At 61.2% G+C, this 24,343-nt stretch carries 17 protein-coding genes, 1 tRNA gene and 2 pseudogenes; 16 read left to right on the top strand and 4 right to left on the bottom strand.

Annotated elements, in window-relative coordinates; all coding sequences use genetic code 11:
- The first annotated feature begins 328 nt into the window (after positions 1 to 328).
- From ACVJ19_RS19770 to ACVJ19_RS19790, 5 genes are all read left to right on the top strand, one after another.
- Positions 329 to 1,891 (top strand): 2-isopropylmalate synthase, encoded by a 1,563-nt coding sequence (locus tag ACVJ19_RS19770; RefSeq protein WP_453950679.1) that lies wholly within the window; start codon positions 329 to 331, stop codon positions 1,889 to 1,891.
- A gap of 175 nt (positions 1,892 to 2,066) precedes the next feature.
- Positions 2,067 to 5,666, top strand: coding sequence for a beta strand repeat-containing protein (locus ACVJ19_RS19775; RefSeq protein WP_453950680.1), 3,600 nt, complete (start codon positions 2,067 to 2,069; stop codon positions 5,664 to 5,666).
- A 227-nt stretch (positions 5,667 to 5,893) separates the two neighbouring features.
- On the top strand, positions 5,894 to 6,895 hold the full coding sequence (locus ACVJ19_RS19780; RefSeq protein ID WP_453950681.1) for a TRAP transporter substrate-binding protein: 1,002 nt from the start codon (positions 5,894 to 5,896) through the stop codon (positions 6,893 to 6,895).
- Positions 6,896 to 7,106: 211 nt separating this feature from the next.
- Complete coding sequence (locus tag ACVJ19_RS19785; RefSeq protein ID WP_453950682.1) at positions 7,107 to 7,709, top strand: Spy/CpxP family protein refolding chaperone; 603 nt, start codon at positions 7,107 to 7,109, stop codon at positions 7,707 to 7,709.
- Between the two features lie 169 nt (positions 7,710 to 7,878).
- Positions 7,879 to 7,954: transfer RNA gene (locus ACVJ19_RS19790), tRNA-Lys, on the top strand.
- 1,041 nt (positions 7,955 to 8,995) lie between these two features.
- Here ACVJ19_RS19790 and ACVJ19_RS19795 read toward each other — a convergent pair.
- Positions 8,996 to 9,205 (bottom strand): hypothetical protein, encoded by a 210-nt coding sequence (locus ACVJ19_RS19795; RefSeq protein WP_014493150.1) that lies wholly within the window; start codon positions 9,203 to 9,205, stop codon positions 8,996 to 8,998.
- A 579-nt stretch (positions 9,206 to 9,784) separates the two neighbouring features.
- Between ACVJ19_RS19795 and ACVJ19_RS19800 the strand changes: the two genes are divergently transcribed.
- The 7 genes and pseudogenes from ACVJ19_RS19800 to ACVJ19_RS19830 all read left to right on the top strand — a co-directional run bounded on the left by ACVJ19_RS19800 (position 9,785) and on the right by ACVJ19_RS19830 (position 15,612).
- Positions 9,785 to 10,297, top strand: coding sequence for a S26 family signal peptidase (locus ACVJ19_RS19800; RefSeq protein WP_453950683.1), 513 nt, complete (start codon positions 9,785 to 9,787; stop codon positions 10,295 to 10,297).
- A 179-nt stretch (positions 10,298 to 10,476) separates the two neighbouring features.
- Complete coding sequence (locus tag ACVJ19_RS19805) at positions 10,477 to 11,193, top strand: lytic transglycosylase domain-containing protein (RefSeq protein WP_014493153.1); 717 nt, start codon at positions 10,477 to 10,479, stop codon at positions 11,191 to 11,193.
- Positions 11,194 to 11,392: 199 nt separating this feature from the next.
- A pseudogene (locus tag ACVJ19_RS19810) lies at positions 11,393 to 12,456 on the top strand (IS110 family RNA-guided transposase).
- Between the two features lie 999 nt (positions 12,457 to 13,455).
- Positions 13,456 to 13,650, top strand: coding sequence for a hypothetical protein (locus ACVJ19_RS19815; protein WP_430648216.1), 195 nt, complete (start codon positions 13,456 to 13,458; stop codon positions 13,648 to 13,650).
- A 120-nt stretch (positions 13,651 to 13,770) separates the two neighbouring features.
- Positions 13,771 to 14,163: a DUF3363 domain-containing protein gene (locus ACVJ19_RS19820; RefSeq protein WP_014493157.1), complete on the top strand. Its 393-nt coding sequence runs from the start codon at positions 13,771 to 13,773 to the stop codon at positions 14,161 to 14,163.
- A gap of 129 nt (positions 14,164 to 14,292) precedes the next feature.
- Positions 14,293 to 14,691: pseudogene (locus tag ACVJ19_RS19825) on the top strand (DUF3363 domain-containing protein); the annotation flags it as partial.
- A 717-nt stretch (positions 14,692 to 15,408) separates the two neighbouring features.
- Positions 15,409 to 15,612 carry a hypothetical protein gene (locus ACVJ19_RS19830; protein WP_018640766.1) on the top strand — a complete coding sequence of 68 codons (204 nt, stop codon included), beginning with the start codon at positions 15,409 to 15,411 and terminating at the stop codon, positions 15,610 to 15,612.
- Between the two features lie 1,248 nt (positions 15,613 to 16,860).
- On the opposite strand, the gene ACVJ19_RS19835 is transcribed toward ACVJ19_RS19830, so the two are convergent.
- Together ACVJ19_RS19835 and ACVJ19_RS19840 are read right to left on the bottom strand one after the other, a co-directional pair.
- On the bottom strand, positions 16,861 to 17,079 hold the full coding sequence (locus ACVJ19_RS19835; protein WP_145642295.1) for a hypothetical protein: 219 nt from the start codon (positions 17,077 to 17,079) through the stop codon (positions 16,861 to 16,863).
- A gap of 231 nt (positions 17,080 to 17,310) precedes the next feature.
- Positions 17,311 to 17,511, bottom strand: a complete 201-nt coding sequence (locus ACVJ19_RS19840) for a hypothetical protein (RefSeq protein WP_018640763.1) — start codon at positions 17,509 to 17,511, stop codon at positions 17,311 to 17,313.
- A gap of 725 nt (positions 17,512 to 18,236) precedes the next feature.
- Between ACVJ19_RS19840 and ACVJ19_RS19845 the strand changes: the two genes are divergently transcribed.
- Together ACVJ19_RS19845 and ACVJ19_RS19850 are read left to right on the top strand one after the other, a co-directional pair.
- The gene (locus ACVJ19_RS19845; RefSeq protein ID WP_244635855.1) at positions 18,237 to 18,869 is read left to right on the top strand and encodes a hypothetical protein; all 633 of its coding nucleotides are present in this window, start codon (positions 18,237 to 18,239) and stop codon (positions 18,867 to 18,869) included.
- 1,716 nt (positions 18,870 to 20,585) lie between these two features.
- Positions 20,586 to 20,777, top strand: coding sequence for a CsbD family protein (locus ACVJ19_RS19850; protein ID WP_028170261.1), 192 nt, complete (start codon positions 20,586 to 20,588; stop codon positions 20,775 to 20,777).
- 461 nt (positions 20,778 to 21,238) lie between these two features.
- On the opposite strand, the gene ACVJ19_RS19855 is transcribed toward ACVJ19_RS19850, so the two are convergent.
- Positions 21,239 to 21,505: a hypothetical protein gene (locus tag ACVJ19_RS19855; RefSeq protein WP_225895072.1), complete on the bottom strand. Its 267-nt coding sequence runs from the start codon at positions 21,503 to 21,505 to the stop codon at positions 21,239 to 21,241.
- A gap of 505 nt (positions 21,506 to 22,010) precedes the next feature.
- Here ACVJ19_RS19855 and istA point away from each other — a divergent pair.
- Both istA and istB read left to right on the top strand, forming a co-directional pair.
- Positions 22,011 to 23,552 carry an IS21-like element ISFK1 family transposase gene (istA, locus tag ACVJ19_RS19860; RefSeq protein WP_060907903.1) on the top strand — a complete coding sequence of 514 codons (1,542 nt, stop codon included), beginning with the start codon at positions 22,011 to 22,013 and terminating at the stop codon, positions 23,550 to 23,552.
- Between the two features lie 18 nt (positions 23,553 to 23,570).
- Complete coding sequence (gene istB / locus ACVJ19_RS19865) at positions 23,571 to 24,332, top strand: IS21-like element ISFK1 family helper ATPase IstB (protein ID WP_011090937.1); 762 nt, start codon at positions 23,571 to 23,573, stop codon at positions 24,330 to 24,332.
- The last annotated feature ends 11 nt before the right edge of the window (positions 24,333 to 24,343 follow it).

The raw sequence follows: 24,343 nt of genomic DNA on the forward strand, positions 1-24,343 counted from the left end.
CGTTTCTCGTCTAGAAACAGGCGCATCGGGCCTCCCGGCAACCAACCGTCAACGGTTTTGACCGAGGATTTGAGGGCTCAAAAGGGTCTGGCAATGCTGATTCGCGGCCAAATCGATGGGATTTCGAAGGAGGTGGCTTTGGCCGCCGCCACGATCCCGGCCGCGCTGCCCACCCTCCTTCTTGGCGGGCTTCTTCTTAGCTGCCCCTGAGGGCCGGCTGGGCGCAACGCGCCTGGGCGCTCAGGGGCTGGTCGAGATCACCGGACACCTCAGGCGCCAACGGACCAAGACGGTCTGAACCGCGCATAAGTTCAAAAGGAAATTTGAAATGGCCACCGTGAACAAGTCCGAGAAGGACCGCGTCATCATTTTCGACACCACGCTGCGCGACGGCGAGCAGTGCCCCGGCGCCACCATGACCTTCGAGGAGAAGCTCGAGGTCGCCGAGCTCTTGGACGACATGGGCGTGGACGTCATCGAGGCCGGCTTCCCGATCACCTCCGAAGGCGACTTCCAGGCGGTCAGCGAGATCGCCCGCCGCTCCAAGAACGCCGTCATCGCCGGCCTGTCGCGCGCCCATCCCGCCGACATCGACCGCTGCGCCGAAGCGGTGAAATTTGCCAAGCGCGGCCGCGTCCACACCGTGATCGCGACCTCGCCGCTGCACATGCGGGTGAAGCTGAACAAGACCCCGGAGCAGGTGATCGAGACTTCGGTCGCCATGGTCGCGCGCGCCCGCAACCAGATCGACGACGTCGAATGGTCGGCGGAAGACGGCACCCGCAGCGAGATGGATTTTCTCTGCCGCATCGTGGAGGCCGTGATCAAGGCCGGCGCTACCACGGTGAACATCCCCGACACCGTCGGCTACACGGTGCCGGAGGAATACACCCACTTCATGAAGACGCTGATCGAGCGCGTGCCGAACTCGGACAAGGCGGTGTTCTCCGTGCACTGCCATAACGACCTCGGCATGGCCGTGGCGAACTCGCTGGCCGGCATCACCGGCGGCGCGCGCCAGGTCGAGTGCACCATCAACGGCATCGGCGAGCGCGCCGGCAACGCTGCGCTCGAGGAGATCGTGATGGCGATCAACGTCCGCAACGACAAATTCCCGTACTGGAACAAGATCGACACCACGCAGCTGACCCGCGCCTCGAAGGTGGTGTCGGCGGCGACCTCGTTCCCGGTGCAGTACAACAAGGCGATCGTCGGGCGGAACGCCTTCGCGCATGAGAGCGGCATCCACCAGGACGGCGTGCTAAAGGACGCCTCGACCTACGAGATCATGCGGCCCGAGATGGTCGGCCTGAAGCAGTCCTCGCTGGTGCTCGGCAAGCATTCCGGCCGCCATGCCTTCGTGCACAAGCTGGAGGAGATGGGCTACAAGCTCGGCCCGAACCAGCTGGAAGATGCGTTCACGCGGATGAAGGCGCTGGCCGATCGCAAGAAGGACATCTACGACGAGGACATCGAGGCGCTGGTCGACGAGGAGATGGCGGCCTCGCACGACCGCATCAAGCTGACCTCGCTGACCGTGATCGCCGGCACCCACGGCCCGCAGCGCGCGACCATGAAGCTCGACGTCGATGGCCAGATCAAGATCGAGGAAGCCGAGGGCAACGGTCCGGTCGATGCGGTGTTCAACTGCATCAAGCGCCTGGTGCCGCACGAAGCCAAGCTCGAGCTGTACCAGGTCCACGCGGTGACCGAAGGCACCGACGCGCAGGCGGAAGTCTCGGTGCGGCTGTCGCAGGACGGCCGTTCGATGACGGCGCGTGCGGCGGACCCGGATACGCTGGTGGCTTCCGCAAAAGCCTATCTCGGCGCGCTCAACAAGATCGTCATGAAGCGCCAGCGCGACACGGTGACGACGGCCGCGGCGGGCTGACGCTTCATTCTCTGCAGTTCATCGGCAAACGCGGCGTCTCTGACGCCGCGTTTTTCGTTTTGGGCATCGATGATGCGGAGGAGGGTGTATCATAACATAACTGTTATTATCATGTCATGTTATCATTTCATTAACTGCAGCATCGCGGCCCGCGCCCCGCCGCTGGAGAATTGAAATGTCATTGACTGCTGGTTCGATCGCCTTCACCGGGTTCAACGGCGACGGCAACGACAATCTGTCCTTCGTTGCGCTGACCGACATCCCGCAGGGCACGGTGATCAACTTCACCGACAGCAACTGGAACGGAACCAGCTTTGCCGCCGGCAGCAATGCCGAAAGCACGATCGCCTGGACCGCCACCAGCGCGATTGCCGCCGGCACCGTCATCGACATCAACAACATCGGCAAGGGCACGTTCGGCACCAGCGCCGGCTCGGCCACCTTCACCAATGCCAACAACACCGGCCTGTCCAACGACAGCGAGGTTGTCTACGCCTATGTTGGCTTCGCGACGTCGCCGACCTTCCTCGCCGCGATCTCCAATGTCGGCTATGCGACCGCCGACGGCACGCTGACCGGCACCGGCCTCGTCGCCGGCCAGACCGCGATCAGCTTCACCGGCGGCCTCGACATCGTCGGCTATAACGGCCCGCGCTCCGGCTTCGCCAGCTTCGCAGACTACCTCGCCGCGATCGGCAACACCGCCAACTGGGCCACCCAGAACGGCAGCGGCGACCAGAGCACCGACGGGACCACGCCGAACGCGCCGTTCCCGACCACCGCTTTCACCGTGGCCGCGCCCGCCACGCAGACGATCTCGTTCTCGCCAGCGAGCGTATCGGTTGCCGAGGGGCAGAGCGGCACCAAGACCATGACCTTCACGGTTCTGCGCACCGGCGGCACCACCGGCGTGCTCAGCTTCTCCGGCAGCTTCGCCGCCGGCACCACCGATGCGGCCGATTTCGGCGGCACGCTGCCGGCCTCGACCTTCAGCGGCAGCTTCGCCGACGGCGCGTCCTCTGCGACCATCACTATCACCATCACGATCGCCGGCGACACCACCGCGGAGCCCGATGAAAGCTTCTCTCTGACGCTGACGAGCGCCAGCAATCCGGGCGCAGCGGTCACGATCGGCACGGCAACGGCGACCGGCACCATCGCCAATGACGACGGCACCTTGGTCTCCGGTAACTCGTCGAACCCGATCACGCTCGCCAACGATGGCCATCTGACCGTCCTTGCCGGCGCGACCCTGTCCGGCTCGACCCCGGTCACCTGGATCGGCGGCAGCACCTCGCCGGGCGCGCTCATCGACAATTCCGGCACCATAACCGGCACCAGCCGCGCGATCGCCACCAGCGGCTCGACCAGCGGCAGCTTCACCATCAACAACAAGACCGGCGCCGCCATCACCGCGACCAAGGACGCGGTGAAGATCTCGAACCTGGTCTCGGGCACCAGCGGAACCTTTACCGTCAACAACGACGGCACGATTTCCTCGACCGGGACCGGCAGCAATGCCGGTCAGGCGCTCGACCTCGACGACATCAATTCGGCCGGCGTGCACACCGTCATCAACAATGCGGCCACCGGCGTGATCTCGGCGGCCGATGCCGACGCGATCCGGCCCGGCGCCAACGCCACCATCAACAATTTCGGCCAGATCGTCAGCCATAATGCTTCGGCGACTTCCGATGGCAACGACGCGATCGACTTCCAGTCGGTCAATGCCGGCGGCGTGGTCAACAACTTCGCAGGCGGCGTCATCGAAGGCGCCCGCCATGCGATCACCGGCGACCAGCCGATTACCGTCACCAACGACGGCACGATCACCGGCAAATCCGGCTCCGGCATCAACATGGACAGCGCCGCCAATACGACGACGACGGTGACCAATCGCGGCACCATCACCGGCACGGCGGTCGGCGGCGCCGATGCCGACGGCGTCGATGTCGACGGCCTGGTCTCGATCGACAATTTCGGCACGATCAGGGCGGTGGGCCTGACCAGCGGTGCCAACGGCCTCAATGAGGCGCTCGCGATCGGCGGCGGCTTCGTCCACAACGAGGTGGGCGGCCTCATCGTCAGCGACCAGCGCGCGATCACCGTCGACGACAGCAATGACGGCAGCGCCTTCGGCGTCATGACCATCATCAACGACGGCACCATTCGCGGCAACAACGGCGAGGCGATCTCGATCGTCGGCACGTTCGGCGACACCGTCACCAACACCGGCAGCATTTTCGGCAGCGTTGCCACGGACGGCGGCGACGATACGCTCGGCAACAGCGGCCTCATCAACGGCGACGTCTCGATGGGCGCGGGTAACGACGGCATCAATCTCTTCGCCGGCTCGACCGTGGCCGGCACGATTGATGGCGGCGACGGGTTCGACACGCTCACCCTTTCGGGCGGCGGTACGCTGGCCGGCACCGTCGTCAATGTCGAGAAGCTCGATGTCCAGAGCGGCGTCTGGACGATCAATGACGCCACTGGTTATTCCGACATCGAGGTCGAAAGCGGCGCGGTGGTCGTGCTTGAGGGCTCGGCCAACGGGATGGTGGTCGCCACGGGCGCCGCGCAGGTGGTGTTCGGTGTGGCCTCGAACTCCGTGATCTTCGGCAATCAATACATCCAGACCGGCGGCTCGGCCGACGGCACGACGATCGTGACCGGCGGCGAGCAGGACATCCTTGGCGGCGGTATCGCGACCAACACCACGGTGGACGGCGGCACCCAGAACGTCTTCGGCGTCGCGATCAACACTACGATCGCGAATGGTGGCATGCAGCACGTTCACAACAACGCATTCTCGACCACCGTCAATGCCGGGGGTGAGCAGAACGTCTACAGCGACGGCAACGTGACCGGATCCACCATCAATGCCGGCGGCATCCAGATCGATTGGGGCTTCACGATCATCACGACGATCAGCGGTGGCGCTCAGTACGTGCTCGGCTCGGCGAGCCTCACGACGATTAATTCGGGCCTGCAGGCCGTCCAGGGCGGCGGCACGGCCTCGAACACGACGATCCATGGCGGCGGGCAAGACGTCTATCTGGGGGGAACCGCGATCAACACCACGATGGATGGCGGCATCCAGTCGGTCTACGGCGGCACGGTGATCCAGACCACGATCAGCAACGGCGCCCTTCAGTACCTCCATGGCAGCGCATCCGTCACGACGATCAACGACGGCGGCCAGCAGAACGTCTACGCCGGCGGCGCCGCGAGCGGCACCACCATCAATGCGGGCGGCGTTCAGGTCGACTGGGGCACTGCGTACGGCACCACGATCAATGGCGGCACCCAATATGTCTGGGGCAGCGCCACCAACACGTCGCTCAATTCCGGCGTGCAATACGTCGGATCCGGCGGCCTCGCAACCAACACCATGATCGGCACCGGCGCGGTTGAAGTCGTCCTTGCCGGTGGGACCGCGAGCGGGGTGACCTTCGGTGCCGGCTATGCGGGTCTCGTGCTGGAGCAGTCTTCGGCACTCACCGGTTCGATCTCGGGCTGGCAGACCAACGATTTCATCGACCTCGTTGACATCCAGTTCGACACTGTCGGCACCACGCTGGCCTATGCGGCGAACGGCGACAACACCGGTGGCGCGCTGACAGTTTCGGACGGCACGCACGTCGCGACGCTGCATCTGCTGGGCCAATACAGCGCGGCCGACTTCGCGATCGCATCGGACGGGCATGGCGGCACGCTGATCACCGACCCGGCTGTCGTCGCGCCGGCCCAGCTTGCGGCGCTGCACGGCTGAGGTCGCCAAAAAACGGCGACAGGACGATCCTGGCCATGGCCAGCGGATCCGGCCATGGTCCTCCACAGCGCCGCGGTGCCGCATTTTTGCAGGCGGACCCTGCTAACGGGCAATAGCGTCCCGGCGTGTCGGCATATAATGCTACCCTCAAGTCCTGGCTTCGCGGCTTGAAGTCAAGGTTTTGGGGCCGGCGGTCCGTGCCCCCACAAAAACGTGCGGGAGGAAGCATGCGGAAACTCATTTGGGCTGCGGCATCGATTGCGGCCTTGGCGCTGACCGGGCCGGCATCGGCCCAATCGCCGATCATCATCAAGTTCAGCCACGTCGTCGCCACCGACACGCCGAAGGGCAAGGGCGCGGAGAAATTCAAGGAGCTCGCCGAGAAGTACACCGGCGGCAAGGTCAAGGTCGAGGTTTACCCGAACTCGACGCTGTACAAGGACAAGGAAGAGCTCGAGGCGCTGCAGCTCGGCAGCGTGCAGATGCTGGCACCATCCAACTCCAAGTTCGGCCCGCTCGGCATCCGCGAGTTCGAGGTGTTCGATCTGCCCTACATCCTGCCCGACCTGAAGACGTTGCGGAAGGTGACGGAAGGCCCGCTCGGCGCGCGGCTGCTCAAGCAGCTCGAGCCCAAGGGCATCACCGGCCTTGCCTATTGGGACAACGGCTTCAAGCAGATGAGCGCGAACAGGAAGCTGGTGACGCCCGCCGACTACCAGGGCGTCAAGTTCCGCATCCAGTCCTCGCGCGTGCTGCAGGCCCAGTTCAAGACGCTCGGCTCGCTGCCGCAGGTGATGGCTTTCGGCGAGGTCTACCAGGCACTGCAGACCGGCGTGGTCGACGGGCAGGAGAACACCTGGTCGAACATCTATACCCAGAAGATGCACGAGGTGCAGAAGTACATCACCGAGACCAATCACGGCTACATCGGCTACGTCGTGATCGTGAACAAGAAGTTCTGGGACGATTTGCCGGCTGACATCCGCGACCAGCTGTCGAAGGCGATGAAGGAAGCCACCGACTTCAACAACACGCAGTCGCAGAAGGAGAACGACGACGCGCTCGCCGAAATCAAGAAGAGCGGCAAGAGCGAGATCATCAAGCTCACGGGCGAGCAGGACGAGGCGATGCGCAAGGCGATGGAGCCGGTCTACAAGGACGCCGCGAGCCGCATCGGCCAGCCGCTGATCGACGAGTTCCTGAAGGAAGCCAAGAGCACGACGAACTGACGCGCGTGGCGTGCGGATAAATAATGCATGAACAGAGGGCTTCCGTGCCGGCACGGAAGCCCTCTTTGTTGCAAATCGTTTCAGTATGCATCTGAACGGACATTCACGGCAGTTACATCTCTGTAAGAACGCGCTCCCTGTCCAAGTTGTAAGTTGCGCGTCAGCCCCCTCGCGCTCATCCTCACGGGCATCCTTCCAGAGGAGGTACGTCATGAGGAAGTTCACCATCGCTGCCATCGCCGTGCTCAGCATCGCCGGCTCGGGCGCGGTCTATGCCCAATATCATCGCCCGTGGATGGAGCACTTCCGCCACATCCGCATGAACCCGGAAGACCGCGCCGCCTTCGTCGACGCGCGGATCGCCGCCGTCCATGCCGGGCTGAAGCTCAACGCCGATCAGGAGAAGCTGTGGCCGCCGGTCGAGGCCGCCGTGCGCGAGTTCGCCAAGCTGCGCATCGATCGCGCCAACGCGCGCATGAATGCCGGCCCGGGCGATGCCGGCAGCGCCGACAGGCCGGAGGACCCGGTCGCCCGCCTGCGCCAGCGCGCCGAGGACATGGCGGCGACCTCCGCCGCCCTGAAGAAGATCGCCGATGCCGCAGATCCGCTCTACAAGACCCTGGACGAGGGCCAGAAGCGGCGCCTCGCCGTGCTGACCCGTCACCGTGGACCGTTCGGCGGCGGCGAGGACGGCCCGCGCCGCCACTTCATGGAACGCATGGACCGGATGATGGAGCGGGGCATGGAGCACTTCCACCGTGACCGTTTCGACCGCGACGGCGGCCCGGACCGGGACCGCGAGGGCCGGCTCTGAGCGAGTACGGGTTTTCCCGGGGATTGACCTTGGCGAAGCCGCTGGAATCCAGCGGCTTTTCGCTTTTTGAGGGCTGTGGAAGAACCTTGGAAAACATGCGCCACATCGCTTGCCAGACCCGGATCGCTTTGCTAAACGACCGGCCTCGCAAGGCTTTGACCGGCCTTTCGGGCGCATAGCTCAGTTGGTAGAGCAGCTGACTCTTAATCAGCGGGTCCCAGGTTCGAGCCCTGGTGCGCCCACCATATAAATCAGGACCTTAGCGAGAGAGACCGTTTGAGACGGCCGAACTAAAACGGTTTTTCAAACGGTGTTTTTTCGAGTTTTCGCTCGGCTGGCTCTCGATAATGTGAAGCGCCGGCAATCTTTTTCGGGAAGCGAATGAGCCTCGCCAAGCTGTTACAGGCACGACCGCGCCGCAACTGTCGGCCCTCTTGATCGTCGGCTCCGTGAACCATGCACATTTGCCCAGCCACCTTGGGGTGGTTTCCATCTGAATGTTTGACCACCTTGTCTATTCGCGAGGATCGAATATCAACCTTCGCTCCCCCAAGGTTGTCGTTGAGAACGAGATGGATTGGCTAAGTTTTCTGAAGTTTTTGCTGTCGGTCGGTACGGTAGCCTGCACGTGTCTTGCATTCGATCGCGTTCGTCGAGTTTTACGGAGGTCGGTCCTGGAGCGAACCTGGTATGGTTGCGACCGCGCCCGAGAAGAAATCATCGTTTCGCGCCGAGGCCCGCCGCAGCCGTTCGAATCCTGCCGCCCCAACCACCAAACCCTCTGAAATTCTCTTATTTCATCGCAAAAATTGCGATTCCGTCCCACGAATTCCGACGCGGCATCGTTCGCAAAAATTCCCGTTCAATTTCAATGACTACCAACTTGTATCGGCGGCTCCACGCAGCAAGGACGCAGCATGGACTCGCTTGATCGCTAACGCATCACGCCGACTTATAGCTTCGCGGGTATCCGAACGTCTTCCTGGAGGAAGCCATTGTAGAGCTCTTCAGCTCTCTTTTTGATGATCTTTGCCTCGGCTTCTGAGCGTGCGCACAACTGATCGTTGACCTTGATCGTCGCGATGCTCAATTCATCGACGGCGCATTGCAGTACCAATGGTCATCGGGAATCCCAGTGGGGCCCAGGAAGGCGATTTTCGCGGCGCATCGGGATTTTGAAGGTGAATGATCTTAGAAGGGCCTCGGCTTGCTCTTGAAGCTTAGCGCGCACCGGCTCGTCTTCCGGGTCATTGCCGAAGAGGACGCGTTTCGAATAGCTCACGAGGTTATTCCTCCTGGCTTTCGACACGCACAGGGATTTCAATCACAGGCATGAGCGCTTCCAACGTTCCGCGGTAACGGCGCACGATGCGATTGTAGAGGTCGGTCACGCGGCGCGCCGTAACAGACACGATGAGCGCGTATTTCAGCTCCTGCTTTTTCTTGCTGTTGTGTCCTTCCGCGCGCGCATTGTAGTGAATTGAATGCGGGAGCATCGAGCGAGCGTCCCCGATATGTATTCTCGGCATGGAGGCAATTCTCCCATTCCAGGCGTCGCGGCGCAACTCGTCTTCGGCGACCGTGGGCCGATCCTTGCCGAAGAAGCTCTTCGATACAGCATGCGTTGCCTTGTCACGTACCTTGCCCGCTGTTCGGTCGAAAGATCACATCCAGACCCGCGCGCGTGTAGTTGCCTGGATGGTGGGGGTCGACTTCGGTCGCGTAAACAAGCGTCTCCTTGATCTTGACCAGCCCTTCAAGAGGTCGTCAGGAACGGGGATTGGCGCCCTTATGTACTTGGATGCGGTGATCGTTCCCTCGAACACGACGCGGACGGTATCGTCATTGCAGATCGCAATTTCGGCAAGATGTTGAGAGGCGCGACCCCGGACCTCGACATGCGGGATGTCTATGGGTTCGGCGCAATGCACGAGCAACGCGCGAATGGCAAGCGGACTTAGGGATGAGCCGAGGTGCGCGCGAATTCCGACACCCATACGCAGGGTGCTGGGAGCCGCAAAGCTCCTGCCACCCGTGGGCCACCAGGCGTGGCTTCACCGGCAGAGGATCATGCGATGATCGGCAGGTTCAAGACGCTGACCGCGATGCTCGGCGGTGCCGCGGCTCTTATCGCGCCTATCGTTCTCGAGATCACGCCGCTCTACGTCTGGAATGCATCCGAGAGCGTACCGTTCGGCCTCTATCGTTTGCGACCGGTTGACAGCCTGTTCGTCACGGAACTCCTCGCCGAACAGCCACCGGAGCCGCTTGCAAGCTTCCTCGACCTGAACGGCTATCTGCCGGCCAGAGTGCCGATGCTTAAGCGCGTGCTGGCGCTTCCGGGGCAGACCGTCTGCCGAAACGGGCTCACAGTTTCTGTCGACGCGATCGAAATGGGGCAAGCGCGGGAGCGCGATGACCGCGGCCGACCGCTCCCGAAATGGCAGGGCTGCCGCGTCGTCGGCGAGGGCGAATTCTTCGTCATGAACTGGCAGTCCGCCAACTCGCTGGATGGCCGCTATTTCGGGTTCTTGCCGACATCGGCCGTGATTGGCCGAGCGTTCCCTGTGTGGACTTGGGAGGACTGATCGTGCGCGTGTTGAGAGTCCGATCTGCCATTCCTCTGTTCGACCGAGTGCGGCACCATTCCTCCGTCCCGACCAACAAACGCACAGCCGTCGCGCGCAGCGGCGGTCCAGGGCGGCCGGAAGGCCGGCGCGAAGCGACTTTACCCTGGACGGGCGCGCGCACGGCGGCATGCTTGTGCTTGTTCGAGAGAAGCCTGCGCGTTGTCGTGCCGCTGTTCCTCGTCCTGGCCGTCAATAACGCTACTGCTGTCGCCCGGATGCGACCTGCGGTGGCTACGGCGAGTTATCGAACTGGCGATCCATTTGCGGCTTTCGTCGAGGAGGCCTCGCGTCGCTTCGGCGTCCCGGTGCACTGGATACGCGCAGTCATAGACGTCGAAAGCGTTGGAGACGTGCGCGCCAAGTCACCGAAAGGCGACATGGGGCTGATGCAGATCATGCCGGAGACTTGGGCAGATCTGCACCTGCGGTACCATCTCGGCAGCGATCCGTACGATCCCAGCGACAATATTCTTGCGGGTACTGCGTATCTTCGCGAAATGCACGATCGGTATGGTTCACCGGGCTTCCTTGCAGCCTACAACGCCGGACCTGCTCGCTACGAGACGCATCTGGCCGGCCGTCCATTGCCAGCTGAGACCCAGGCCAATTTGGACAAGCTTGGACCAGTGGTCGGCGACGACATCACAGGTTCGGAGGCAGTTGCGAACCTGCAGCGATCGGCAGCGGTGCTCTTCGTTGTGCGGTCTGGAAGCTCGAAGACCGATGCACGGCTGCAGCCTGGGCGCCCGCCGAACCGGGCTCCGACGGCCGCTGCCGTTCACAACATCTCGGCCATCGTGCCACAGGCAACAGGGTTGTTCGTCGCGAGATCTGATGCAGGACGCCCGCGATGACCGAATGCGCAACCTCGCAAGCATTGGCGTGCGCTGGAGAAGAATGTGCGGAAAGGCGATGGAGGTGGGGACGCACGACAGCAGGACAGCTCTTCAAATCGGGCTTCGAGATACCGATGCACGGGGATAAGACGGTCGTGGCCGAATCTGGAGCCTGGTGCAACGACTTGCAAGGTCGTTGCCACAAGGGAGAGCTCCGATGAAACTGTACGTTGGACTGGACGTCGGCCTTGAAGAAACCAGCGTTTGCATCGTTGATGGCGAGGGTCTCACGGTTCGCGAAGTCAAGGTCAGCACGGAGCCAGAGGCGATCCGCTCCGCTGTAGAGGGCTGCGCGGATCGCCTCGATAGAGTGGGGGTCGAGGCGTCATCGCTAGGCTTCTGGCTGTATCGCGAATTGCAACCAGCTGGACTTCCGATGATTGTCGTAGAAGCGCGCCATATGCGCGTTTCGCTTTCGACAATGCGCAATAAGACCGACCGCAACGATGCGCGCGGCATCGCGCAGATGATGCGGCTGGGCTGGTATCGCGCCGTCCATGTCACGAACATCGAGATGCAGAAAATGCGCTCGCTGCTGGCGAACAGGAAGCTGCTCAAGCGCAAGCTGATCGACCTCGAGAACCACATTCGTGGCACGCTGAGGGCTTACGGTCTGATGGTTGGAGCGGTCGGCCGCGGAGGATACGAAGCGCAGGTCCGCGAGCTCATCGAGCACAGCGATCCGGTATTCTCCGTGATGATCGAGGCCATGTTGGACGTACGGCGAGCGATCTTCGAGGGTTACGAACGATTGCATAAGGTACTCCTGCAGGTGGTCCAACATGATACGATTTGTCGTCGGCTGATGACCGTACCCGGCGTCGGTCCCGTTGCGGCTCTTTCGTTCAAGGTTGGTGTCGATGACCCTCTCCGGTTTGCGCGATCTCGGACAGTCGGCGCGCATTTTGGTCTGACGCCAAGGCGACACCAGTCTGGAACGTCCATCGACTTCGAAGGCCGAATTACCAAACAGGGCGACGTCGCAGTTCGCTAAGCGCTCTGCGAGGCGGCCGCTAGCTTGTTGCTGCGGGTCAGGAAATGGTCGGCCTTGCGGGCTTGGGGCCTGCGGATCGCCAAGCGGTCGAGCATGTTGTGCGCGGCGTCGCGGCTGCACGCAAGCTTGCGAGCATTCTGCACAGGATGTGGGTCAATGAGACCGACTTCCACGTCGGCTTCGGTGCCAAGGTCACGCAACGATTGCGCTTAAAGCCTGCGCAGTAACTTCTGTTGGATCACGGAGGATGAGCGCTGGTGCTGCAGCCGGCATGCTGAGAAGGAGCAACAATTAGAGATCCGCGCGCGCGGTGAGCGTCCCCTGGCGGGCCGCGAAACGGGGAATGTCCCCTATTTCTTGCCTGCTTCCGTCCTACGTGATGAGAGCGCCAGACTGCTTGGACAGCCCTGTTTACGAACCTGATGAAGAGCATGCGACGGCCATAGTGCTGAACGCGAAGGAACGCATGGACCCCGCCTGGAGAATGCAAACCGCGGTCGCGGCTTTGGTGAGGTGTGTGCGTTGTTGTTGCAAGGGGTGCGTGATGTTTGAAGTGCAGAAAGTCGCAGAAAAGCGTAGACGTGGATTGACTTTGCATGCCCGATTAGGAAGGCGAGATAAAAGGGGCTCGCCGGTCGAACCGCAAGCCATTGGCATGGCTTGGGTTCTGGCTGCCGGTCAGTCGGGGCGCGTGCCGCGCTTTGCATTTTGACCAATGGAATCAAAGGCGTCTTCGGCACCATGTGCGATTTTGATCGTTGGCAGGCCTTGCCGTGAGCGTGGGCGACAGCGATCTGCGTATTCGGCCTGGACGCATCCGCAGTACCCGCGCGCCGAAGCCGAAGAGCTTCATCAACCAGGTGCTGCGGGCCGCGAAGAAAGCAGGACACACCTCGGGGCAGGCCGCAGCTGGCAGGCGTGCTGCAGCCTATGGGCGCTCGACGTTTGGCCGCGGCAGGCTGTCCTTTAGCCGCGCCAGATTGTTCAGCCCGACACGCCGCGTTGTGGTGAAGGCACGCGTGGTTCGTCACACAGGGCGAGCCTTTCGCTCAGCGCCGCTGACGACCCACATTTTATATCTGAAGCGTGACGGCGTGACCCGGAGCGGCGAGCGGAGAGATGTTCGATGCCGCCGGTGGCCGCACCGATAGCGCAGCTTTCGCAGAACGCTGCAAGGACGACCGGCATCATTCAGGTTCATCGTCTCACCCGAGGACGCCGGCGACATGACCGACCTGAAGGCCTTTACCCGCGATCTCGCCAGACAGATGGAAATCGACCTTGGTACGCGCCTCGATTGGGTGGCTGTCGATCATTGGAACACCGACAACCCTCACGTTCGTCTTCTCGTTCGGGGAGTAGATGAGGAAGGAGCGGATCTCGTGATCTCCCGCGACTACATCAGCCAAGGCCTGCGCTGACGCGCCGAGGAACTGGTCGCCATCGAACTCGGTCCAAAGCCGGAGCACGAGATCCGCAATTCGCTCGAGAGGGAAGTCACGGCGGAACGATGGACGCGGCTCGACCGAGAGATCCGGCTGATGGCCGATGAGACAGGCTCGATCGATCTTCGCCCGGAGAATCCCGGTAAGTCCGATCCCGAGATCCGGCGCCTGATGGTCGGTCGTCTTCAACACCTGGAGAAGATGGGCCTCGCCGCACCCGCCGCGCCAGAGGAATGGATGGTCGGACTCGAGGCCGAGCGCAGCTTGCGCGACCTCGGTATGCGCGGCGACATCATCGAGACAGTGCACCGCGCCTTTGCCGAGCGCGGAGAAGCTCGCGGCGTTGCCGACTTCATTATCGAGGGCGGCCAGCCGACATTCCAGATTGTCGGACGACTTGTCGACCGTGGACTGCATGACGAACTGACCGGCGAGGCCTATGCTCTGATCGACGGAACAGACGGACGGGCGCACCATGTGTGCTTTTGAGGGCTCGAGGCTTTCGAACATGCACCGCCGGTCGGCGGTATCGTCGAGGTCCGACGCTTGGGTCAAGCCGGCGATCCGCGACCGACCGTGGTGCTAGCGACCCGTTCCGACCTCGATCTCGGTGGGCAGGTGACGGCTAAAGGAGCAACCTGGCTCGACTACAGGCTCGTCGAACGCGACCCGATACCGCTCGCCATGGGTGGATTTGGCCGCGAGACCCGCGACGCCATGGAGGCCCGTACCGAGCATCTGATCCAGCAGGGCCTGGCCCGGCGGCAGGGCCAACGCATCATCCTGCAGCACGATCTCCTGGACACGTTGCGTCGACGCGAACTGGACGAGGTGGCAGCAAAGGTCTCGGTCGGCACCGGCCTGCCTCGCGTGAATGCCGCCTCCGGGGAGCATGTGGCGGGAACGTATCGCCAGGCTGACGCTCACCTCGGGACGCTTCGCCATATCGATAATGGGCTCGGTTTCCAGCTCGTGCCTTGGTCCCGCGAACTCGAAAAGAGGCTCGGCCAACACGTCACCGGTGTCGTGAAGGACGGCGGTGGAATCGAATGGGGCTTTAGTCGCAAGCGCGACCTCGCTGCCCATCGTCCCAGCTTTGGCCGCGGCTGCACCTGCCGCTCGTACTCGAAGGAGGTCTCTCCCGACCTCAGCACCTTCCGAACCGTGTTCCGCGACACCTTCAGGTCACGGGCGTCTCGCCCTTCCCCTGAGAACTCGGCGCAGTCCGATCCGTCGCGGGTGCCGTAGCGCACGTCCAGGAGGCCCCTGAGAGCCTTGGCGGGGGCCCATAGTTCGGCTTGCCGGGAAACTTAATTCCCGGTCAAGGCTGCTTACCGACCGTGGCCCATCCCAGCTAGTTGTTGCAACTTGCAGCACGTCGTCGGATTAGCCATCGATGGCAGAGTCGTTCGGCAATTCGTTCACGATTGTGGAGGTGGCCTCAGACGATGCGCCGCCAGCGAAGCGGCAAGCCAAGTCAGGCGTTGACACTCGTCCTCGCGGCTGTCCCCGAAGGCTGGACGGCGGAAATTGTACCAGCGCTTGTTACGGAAAAGCAGCAAGGGCTGTTTCAGGAACTCAACCTCCAACCCGGTGACGTTTACAAGCTCACTCCCGAGTGAGACAGCTTCATTTGGCGTCCTTTTATGCTAGACAATTTTCTTGCCGGGATGACATCGGGCCTGCGTTTGGGAACTGTCCAACTCTGTTCTAGGTTGCCTCGTGGACCGCGCAATGCAGCTTCGCCATTTGGAACAGGCCGAACGGCACGTCGCCCAAGGCGAGCGGAATATTGCCAAGCAAGAGGAGCGTATTGCGGACTTGGCTCGCCGAGGAGCGAACACAACCGAGGCTCAGAAGCTTCTAAACACCTTCTTCGCCATTCAGATGCAGCATATCCAGCACCGCAACCGCATCCTCACGGAGCTGGAAGAATAGGAGTTTGTATAGCGGCAACGCTTGCCTGAGATGGTTCGGTATTTGAACGACCCTTGCCGACCGACCGATGACAGACTCCTGCAAAGCAGCCCTCCCGAGCCGCAGGATCCCGGCCCCATCCGTGAGCCTTGTTCCCTTCGTTTTCGGCATTCGACGCGGGCAAGAAAAAGCTGTTGGGTCTTTTGAATGTCGGAGATGCCAACAGCCGTGTTTGGGATGACGAAATAGCGTGACCGAAAAGCAGCCCGTCCAAAGCCTTCGCCGGGGGGCGGCATGGAGGAAGCTCGACAGGCCGCGCAAGAGTGTGCCGACGATCCCGGGCTACATGACGAGCTTCGGCGAAGATGAACTAAAAGCCGATCCAGTTGGCGGCTCTATTTGCTAGCCCGATGTTGTCCCAGCTCGGACCTGGCGAGAGCGGCTAGTGCTAGTGCGCCACTATCAGGATCATAGCGGACCTCATACAAGGGAGTTATTAGTACGCGCCCTAGCTTGGGGCGATTAGGAGGAAATATTCAAACCGGCGAGAACTATATCGCAGTCCAAATGGCGACGCTTGGTTCATCGGGGCGCGAGCCGACTAGCGGTCATGCTTTTATTATTCATCAGCCCAATGCCCCTTCTGGTGGCCGCCTTTCTCACATTGAATTGGGCGAGCTCTTGCGTGACGGAAATGGAGTCGAACAGCAAGCGTTGCCGCGACTGATCGGAACACTGGTCGAGGTACCGCTGTTTGCCCAGGTCCGGAAGTGCTCCCCAAGGCTAGCAACAGACCCGCCGTTACTCAGTTCGCTAAGTTTGAACGCAGCTAGTCCCGGGACTCGGCGTTCTGAATAATCTCACCATTCAGCCATTCTTGCTCATCGGCCAAAGTCCTTCATGCGGTTTCTATGCGCTTGTACCGGTGGAAAGTTGGATCTCGGCAGCGCGCTCGGCAGTTCTCTGCATTTTGGAATGCTGCGATTGCTTCAAGCTGTCCTCCGTTAGGATGGACATGGGATTGGCCCGGCTCGCGATCAATGCAGTCCGGTCTGACAATTCTCCACCTAACGGGCTGTAAATCGGCCTAGCTAAAAGCAACGCGACGCTAGGTACGGAAGAAAACGAACCAGACAACGGCCATAGCGAGCACAGCGACACTTACGCTGATGAGAAGCAGCAAGAGGATCGAGGGCCCGGGTTCGGCTTGACGCGCTTCCATGGGTGTTTCGATAATGATGCCGTGCTTTTTCTTCACCATGGTTGCAACTAAATTTTGGGTGCTAAGTCGGCGCGGTCAAATACCGGGACAATCTCAACATCCTCCGGCAAGGCACCCGATGGCGTGTCTTCCGCAGCATGGCGCAACGCTTCGGTGCTTGCATCCAATCCATCGGTAGTTTCGTTCGCGCCGCTACCAGCGTCGTGACGACGTGACGGGACTTGACGGCCCGCATCGGCTTCTGTGTTGGGTATCTTTGTGGACATAAGATATCCTTTCGTTTTGGATACCAAGCTGTCCCAACGACTATGGTTCCTACCCTGGCTGAGCGCCGAGCAAGCGCAGGCGTCTTTGTGCACACGGGAGGTTACGCACAAAGTTGGGTACAATTATGTCTCATGTCACTGTGTTGTGCGCTGCCAGCGCACGATGAAAGTCAGGTTGGGCTACCGCCGACGAAGCAATTCCTTATTGGCAGCGAGCGCGGATTGTGCGCGTCATGAGTGCGAGTGTAGCGCGGATGAATTTGGTCTGCCTACCGGCGGAATCTCCCCGTCCAGCCACTGCTGCTCCTCGGCGAGCGCGCGCCAAGCCGCCTCCATGCGTTGATAGCGGCGCGCGGCGGGGGCCGTCCGAGCCTGCTCCGCGAGCTGCGCGCAGTTCTCGGCGCACTCAAGGTATTCGCGGGTACGATACATGATACTGCTACTCTCGACTGATGGGTGTTGCTCTCCTGCCATTCTCCAGATCGATGTCCGGCCGGTCAGGAGGGAGTTGATCCTTCTCAGGATTGCCCTTCCACGGTTCATTTGTCTGCTTGTGATGGGGGGCGTCAGTCTGCTGCCGCGGATCATCCAGCGGCGTCTCGCGCGGGTCTTCGTCTTGTGGGCGTATATTTTCCATGATGGGTAACGGAAGCGGCTGGCGATCCGTTCCTACGGTGCATAGCAACAAAAAGCTCCCAAAATGCGTTTAGGGGGCATGCAGCGCATAGCCCTATCGCCTTCATTCTTGCCAGCGTGGTTCTCGCCCTCCCCTTGTCGGGAAGGGTGGCGCGAATGCGAAGCACCATAGCGCCGAGCAGTCCACCACAGTGGGAGGGCGAAGTAGTCCGCCATCCACACTTAGCCCGGCACTTCATCGGTGCTACGTTTAATGAGTATGTGTTCAATGTGGGCACATATCCATGTCGGTGCGTGGGCTGGTCACCGAAGAGCCAATCTGCACTCAGGCATCGAAAGCTGCGGCGGAGCTATGCCAGACCATCTGGCGCGCCGTTAAGCGGCGGGTTCTCAATGGCATCGATCCGGAGCATCCCCAGAACCGTGAACCTAATGGTGTTATCGAGTTAGCCTGTTGAGAGTTGCCTGAGCCGCACCGCGTAACTTGCCTTGCTGTTGCATTAAAACGACGAGAGCTCCGCATGAACGCTGATCGTCACTACGCCGTCGCCTCTATCTTGTTTGATTACGTAAAAAGCCCATCCTTGAAGCACCTGCGTGAGCCGCATAGCGTTCACAAGGTATCGCGCGAGATTATGAAAGCGCTGGATGGAGCAAGCTCCGTGTGGAAGAAGTGGGGAGAGTCGGCGAGAAGAGGCCGCACAGGCAGCGGCTCCATCTGGATACCCGTCGAGGACCTCCAGGCGTTTCTGAATACGTTACCCGGCCTGCCGTTGACGAAAACGGATGTGGAGCAGAGTCTGCGCGCTATTTGGGAAGAACCACATACAAGTTATCCCAAGGACGAACTCAGAAATGGCTGTGTCGCATTGTGTCAGTCAGACAAGGGAAACGGCACCGAGATGCGCGCGATCATTGGAGCGTTGCAGGAGCGCATCGAGCGCGAGGAAGACAGGCTTAGAAACGGAGCAGGAGCAAAGCTATCGGCGCTGGAGAGAGGAAGAGCGAATAAGGCTGGAACAGCGGTTTCTGTTGGGCGCGGATTGTGCGTGGACCAGAATCGAGAGATCCGAAGCATTCTATTGTCGCCGCAACGGTCGTGCGTTCCGCATCGCGCAGGGCAAAGACAAGCGCTGGACCCTGTGTCGGGTTGAAGAAATTGACGACGAGGGCGAGTTGCTCGGCACTTATCAAGGTCGCGGTGATGCGAACAAGGCACTGAAGAAGATTGCTTACGCTCCCCAGCCGCAAAGGTAAGCCCCCCTGAAGAGAGTTCACCAAAGCGGAGTCGGTCGAGATTTGCTAAAGAAAGTATGAAAAGCTTATCGTTTTCTGCCGACGTTGATCGAGGGCGCGTTCTGCAGTCGGATGAACTGGACGAACTCGAACCGCAACAGGAGATTGACGGCATGGCGAAGGGATAGCAACGCGGCAATCGCGAAGCCAAGAAGCCGAAGAAAGAAAGACTAAGGTGGTAGAAGACTAAGCGCATGAGAACGGACCTGCATCAGCGGCCCGATTTCATTTCGGGCTCGATTTCCAAAGCGCATGAGAGCGGCGCAGCGCGTCCCGGGTGATGTCCCGCCAGGGACGTCGCATCGGCACATAGATGGAAGTAACAGATCGTCGTCGCACATGGCTACCGACCGTAGGCTGGGACCCGTCTGTCAACCACCGGCGCCTATGACTGGGCCTTGGCCGGTGGTGGGGCAACCGCAGGAGATGAGGTCGTTTGGCCCCTGAGAACAAAAACGCCGCCCGCTTAAATAAAGCGCAGGCGGCGGCTTACCAGCCCGGGAGGGAGACTGTAAAATCCCGGTATAGGTTGGTCTCTTCGTGGAGTGCAGAAGTTCATCACGCGAACGAGAGCCAAGCTTAAGGTGGCGCCTGTAGTCCGGCGAGGTCAACCACCTGTTGATCTCTCCTGCAACATCGATGTGCCTGGCCTTTCGCAAGAGCTCTGCGCGGCGAACGCCAACGGGCAACTCCTTGACCTGTAGACTAGGCGGAGATTGATCGCCTCCTGTGCGAGGCGATATTCGAGTGTCGATGATTGGTGTGAGGGCCGTCGAGCCGCCATGTTTGATGCTCCGCTGCGGGTCAAGCGGGAGCGGAACTTGCGTTCACATCACCGTAATTGCTAAGGGCCGCGCGATGGCGGACAGTGCGCCTTTCGGTGCTGGATAGCGAGCACTTGTTTCGGCTCCCGCTAGTGAACTATTCGAGTTTCTGCCGCAGGCCGACTGCCGTCATGCGGTAATCGCTTCCGCGCGCGGGCTGGTGTTCGCCACCTATGTTAGGCTCGTAAGGCCAAACGCCGCCAACTGAGGCGGCCTCTCTGCGCTGGTAGGTTTATGTCGGAGCGCGCAGACCTGGTGAATCCAGCCACTTATTGACGATAACCGAGTTATCGATCCGGTTGGCCATCCGTAGAAGCTCGTCGCGTCGAACGCCATGAGGCATACCCTCAGCCTGCTTGCGCAAGTCAATTGCCTCGTCCTCTAAGCGGTATTGAAATATCGATGATTGCTTGAACATGGTGCTCGCTGTTCGGTTAGGCGGGAGCGCAATTGGCGTTCTCAGCACCGATAGAAGCCATGAGCCGGACGGTGATGGGCGTTGTTAACACTTGTGGCAGACCAGGTCTGAGCAATTTTGACCATCCGCTTGCGCGCACTCGGCGACCGGCCGGCGCGCCCCATAAGAGCACGAGTCGGTTAGAACGGCCCGCCAGGCGACGAGAATTTAGTGGTGGCTTGCCTTCAATATGCCGAGGCGTCCGACGCCGGCGGCCTTAAGCGGGCCTCCGCAGGAGGAACCACTGCGCAACGCTTTCGTTGTGTGCTCTCCCAACAGCAAAGGACACGATCATGGACCGCGAACATGTGAAGGGCGCTGCCGACAAGGCAAAAGGCGCCATCAAAGAAGGTGCCGGTAAGCTCACTGGCGACAAGGACATGGAAGCCGAAGGCAAGATCGACAAGGCCAAGGGATCTGCCCACAATGCGGCGGGAGATGTGAAGGATGCAGCGCGGGACGCCGCTGACGCCCTCAAAAAATAAGCAGAAGAGAAGACAAAAACTAGCCGCCTCCGGGCGGCCCTCTCTTTCTGGTGGGCAGACGGCTTCTTGGATCTTTGTTCCGAAATGGCGCGAAGCTTGGAAAGGCCCGTCTCGCCCCGACCCTCAATTTTCGTGTGCGCCGGCCATTCGCTGCTCTTCCTTACTGAGGTTTTCAGCCACCAAGCGTGAGGGAGCGTTTGCATCCTATAGGAACAGCTAGTCAATGCTTGCGTTGGCCGCCACGAACTCTGCTCAGGAAGATTCGAATGCGGAGAGAGCGTTGGATTGGTGATCGACGCTTTGGCGTCAATTACTTTGATGGCACGTATCTGCACGCAGATCCTTTCAAACGCCTCGATTGACCTGCAAGGTGTGCCGATATCCGATCCGTCTCTGCTTATGGTCTCGGAGAACAGCCCGTATATGTGAGTGCTAGGCCGCTCTAACGCTGCTGGTACGCCCTAAGCGTACGGTGGCACGTTCACTAGCGTACCTATCAGGCGCAGAAGGGCCTGGTGCTCGGGTCCTTTCGGCTCACTTCGCAAGAAATCGCCGAGTTCAATGTGTGTCAGTCGGCCGCCAGGAGGCGCATTTGGCTGATGAATGATGAAAGCATGTCCATTGGCCGGCTCGCGTCCCAGAAACCAAGCGTCGCCGTTGGTATCACGATATAGCTCACGTCGTTCGCTCATCTGACGCTCCTTGTGGGCTAAACCTTCAAAATTCATCTGGTCAGTTTCCCCGATCGCAGATCGCGGCGGCGGAGAAGTGCCTGCGTATCAGCTAAGCCCGATTCCTCTGCTTACCTCGCGGGCTTCTCCTGGCGCGAGCCCAACAGTCAGGCCGAGCGCTGAAGCTTGCTCCCGGGCGGTGCCCCCGCGATCGATTAGTTTGGCGGTCCATCCCTCAGGGATGGCATCCAAGACGAGCTGAACGGCCTCTTCTTCCGTACCGGCTGCTAACCAAAACCGGCACTCGCCATCGTCAGTAGTGACCTGCAGAAGATGCGCTTCCATGCATGTGAACAGCCAAAGCCATACTTTGTTGCTATCCCCCTACTTGCGCGTTTCGCGGGATCGTGAGCGCGGATTTCAGGGGATCGTGAGCAGAGATTTCAGACGATCGTGAGCAACGATTTCGCGGGATCGTGAGCAAGGCTTTCGGAGCCTTGCAGCGCTTCGGCCGACAACTCAACCGGCTTAGGGATGACCTCGTGGTTAACGAGGAAGTCCAATGCCTACCCAGAGATTGTCGATGCGCCGGATCAAGGAAGTCCTTCGGTTAAAACATTTTCAAGGCCTGCCAGAGCGGGCCATCGCGCGGAGCGTGGGCGTCAGCAACGGCGTTGTGCACAGCTACCTGAGCCGCGCCCGCTCTGCTGGGTTGAGCTGGCCGCTTCCGGAGGGAATGACCGATGAAGACCTGGAGCTTTTGCTTTTCCCGGCCCCACGACCAGCGTCTCAGAGCCCGCAGCGGCCGGTGCCCGACTGGAGCTACATCGATAAAGAGCTCCGCCGGCGCAACGTAACCCGTCGCCTGCTCTGGGAGGAGTATCGCGCCGTTAATCCCGACGGTTTCGGGTACACGTGGTTCTGCACTACCTACGAGGCCTGGAAGGGGCGGGTCCGACCTTCGATGCGGCAGATTCATCTGGGCGGCGAGAAGGTGTTCGTGGATTTCGCCGGCGACACCATCGACATCGTCGATCCCCTGACCGGGGAAGTGCAGCCGATGAAGCTGTTCGTCGCGGCGATGGGCGCTTCGAACTACACCTACGCCGAGGCCTGCCCCAGCGAGAGCTTGGCCGACTGGATCCGGGCCCACGTCAACTTGTTCACGTTTTTGAGCGGAACGCCGACGTTCGTGGTCTGCGACAACCTCAAAGCCGCCGTCAGCAACCCCGACCGCTACGATCCCGGCCTCAATCGCACTTATGCCGAGATGGCGAGCCATTACGGCACGGCCATTCTCGCCGCACGGCCGCGGCGCCCAAAAGACAAGGCGAAGGTCGAGGTCGCGGTGCAAATCGCCCAGCGCTGGATTCTGGCCCGGCTGCGCAATCAGCGCTTCTTTTCCCGGGCCGAGCTCAACGCCGCCATCAAGACACTCGTCGACGAACTCAATGCTCGTCAAATGCGTGGCTTCGGCTCAAGCCGCGCCGAACTGTTTGCCGAACTCGACAAACCCAAGCTAACCCCGCTGCCAGATCAGCCTTATGCCTTCGCACGCTGGAAGCGCTGCCGCCTCGCTCCCGATTATCATGTCGAGGTCGACGGCCATTGGTACTCCGCGCCGTATCGTCTGATTGGCGAGCTGGTCGATGCCCGTATCGACGATCGGACGGTCGAGATCTTCCACAAGGGCCAGCGGATCGCCAGCCATGCCCGCGCGCCCAACCGACGCGGACACACCACCATCGCCGACCACATGCCCAGCGCCCATCGCCGCTACGGCAAATGGACCCCCGCCGCGGTGATCGCCGCCGGCGAGCGGATCGGTCCTTCGACAGCAGCGTTTTTCCAGGCCGTGATCGACGCCCGGCCCCATCCAGAACAAGGCTTTCGAACCTGCCTTGGCATTCTGGCGCTCGTCAAAAGCTACGGCGCCGAACGCCTCGACGCAGCCTGCCGGAGGGGCATCCTCATCAAGGCGCGCTCCGTCGCCTCGATTAGATCGATCCTCCAGAACGGCCTCGATCGCACGTTCTTCGACGAATCTTTCGAGCACCAGCCCCTGCGCCACGGCAACATCCGCGGACGCGACTACTTCCACTGAAGCAAGGAGAGACCCGGCATGCTTAACCACCCAACCCACGAACGGCTGATCGAGCTTGGCCTGACCGGAATGGCCAAGGCCTTCGAGGAGCAGCGCCGATCGCCCGATCTCGAAGCCCTGCCGTTCGAAGATCGCATCGGCCTGTTGGTCGACCGCGAAGCCGCCGAACGCGACACCAGGCGGCTCACCACGCGCCTCAAGATCGCCGCACTGCGCCAGACTGCTTGCGTCGAGGACGTCGATCTGCGCACCCCGCGGGGCATCGACCGCGCCGTTTTCGCCAAACTCGTCGAAGGTCGCTGGATCGATCGCCACGAGAATTTGCTCGTCACCGGGGCAACCGGCCTGGGCAAAAGTTGGTTAGCCTGCGCGCTCGGCCACAAGGCCTGCCGCGACAACCGATCAGTCCTCTATCATCGCGTTCCAAGGCTGTTCGAGGCGCTCGCGCTCGCGCGCGGAGACGGACGTTACGCTCGGCTCCTCAAAAGCCTCGGCCGCGCTCAGCTTCTGATTTTGGATGATTGGGGACTATCGGTGCTCACCGCCGCGGAACGCCGCGATCTGCTCGAAATCCTCGAGGACCGCCATGGCCGCGCATCCACCATCGTCACAAGTCAGCTCCCCGTGGACACCTGGCATGGAGCCATTGGGGACCCCACGGTCGCCGACGCCATTCTCGATCGCCTCGTCCACAACGCCCACCGCCTCCAGCTCACCGGAGAAAGCATGCGAAAACGCAGCGCCAAAACCATCACCCTTGACGGCCAACCAGAACACTGACTCTATCTCCC

The organism is Bradyrhizobium sp. USDA 376 (assembly GCF_054063675.1).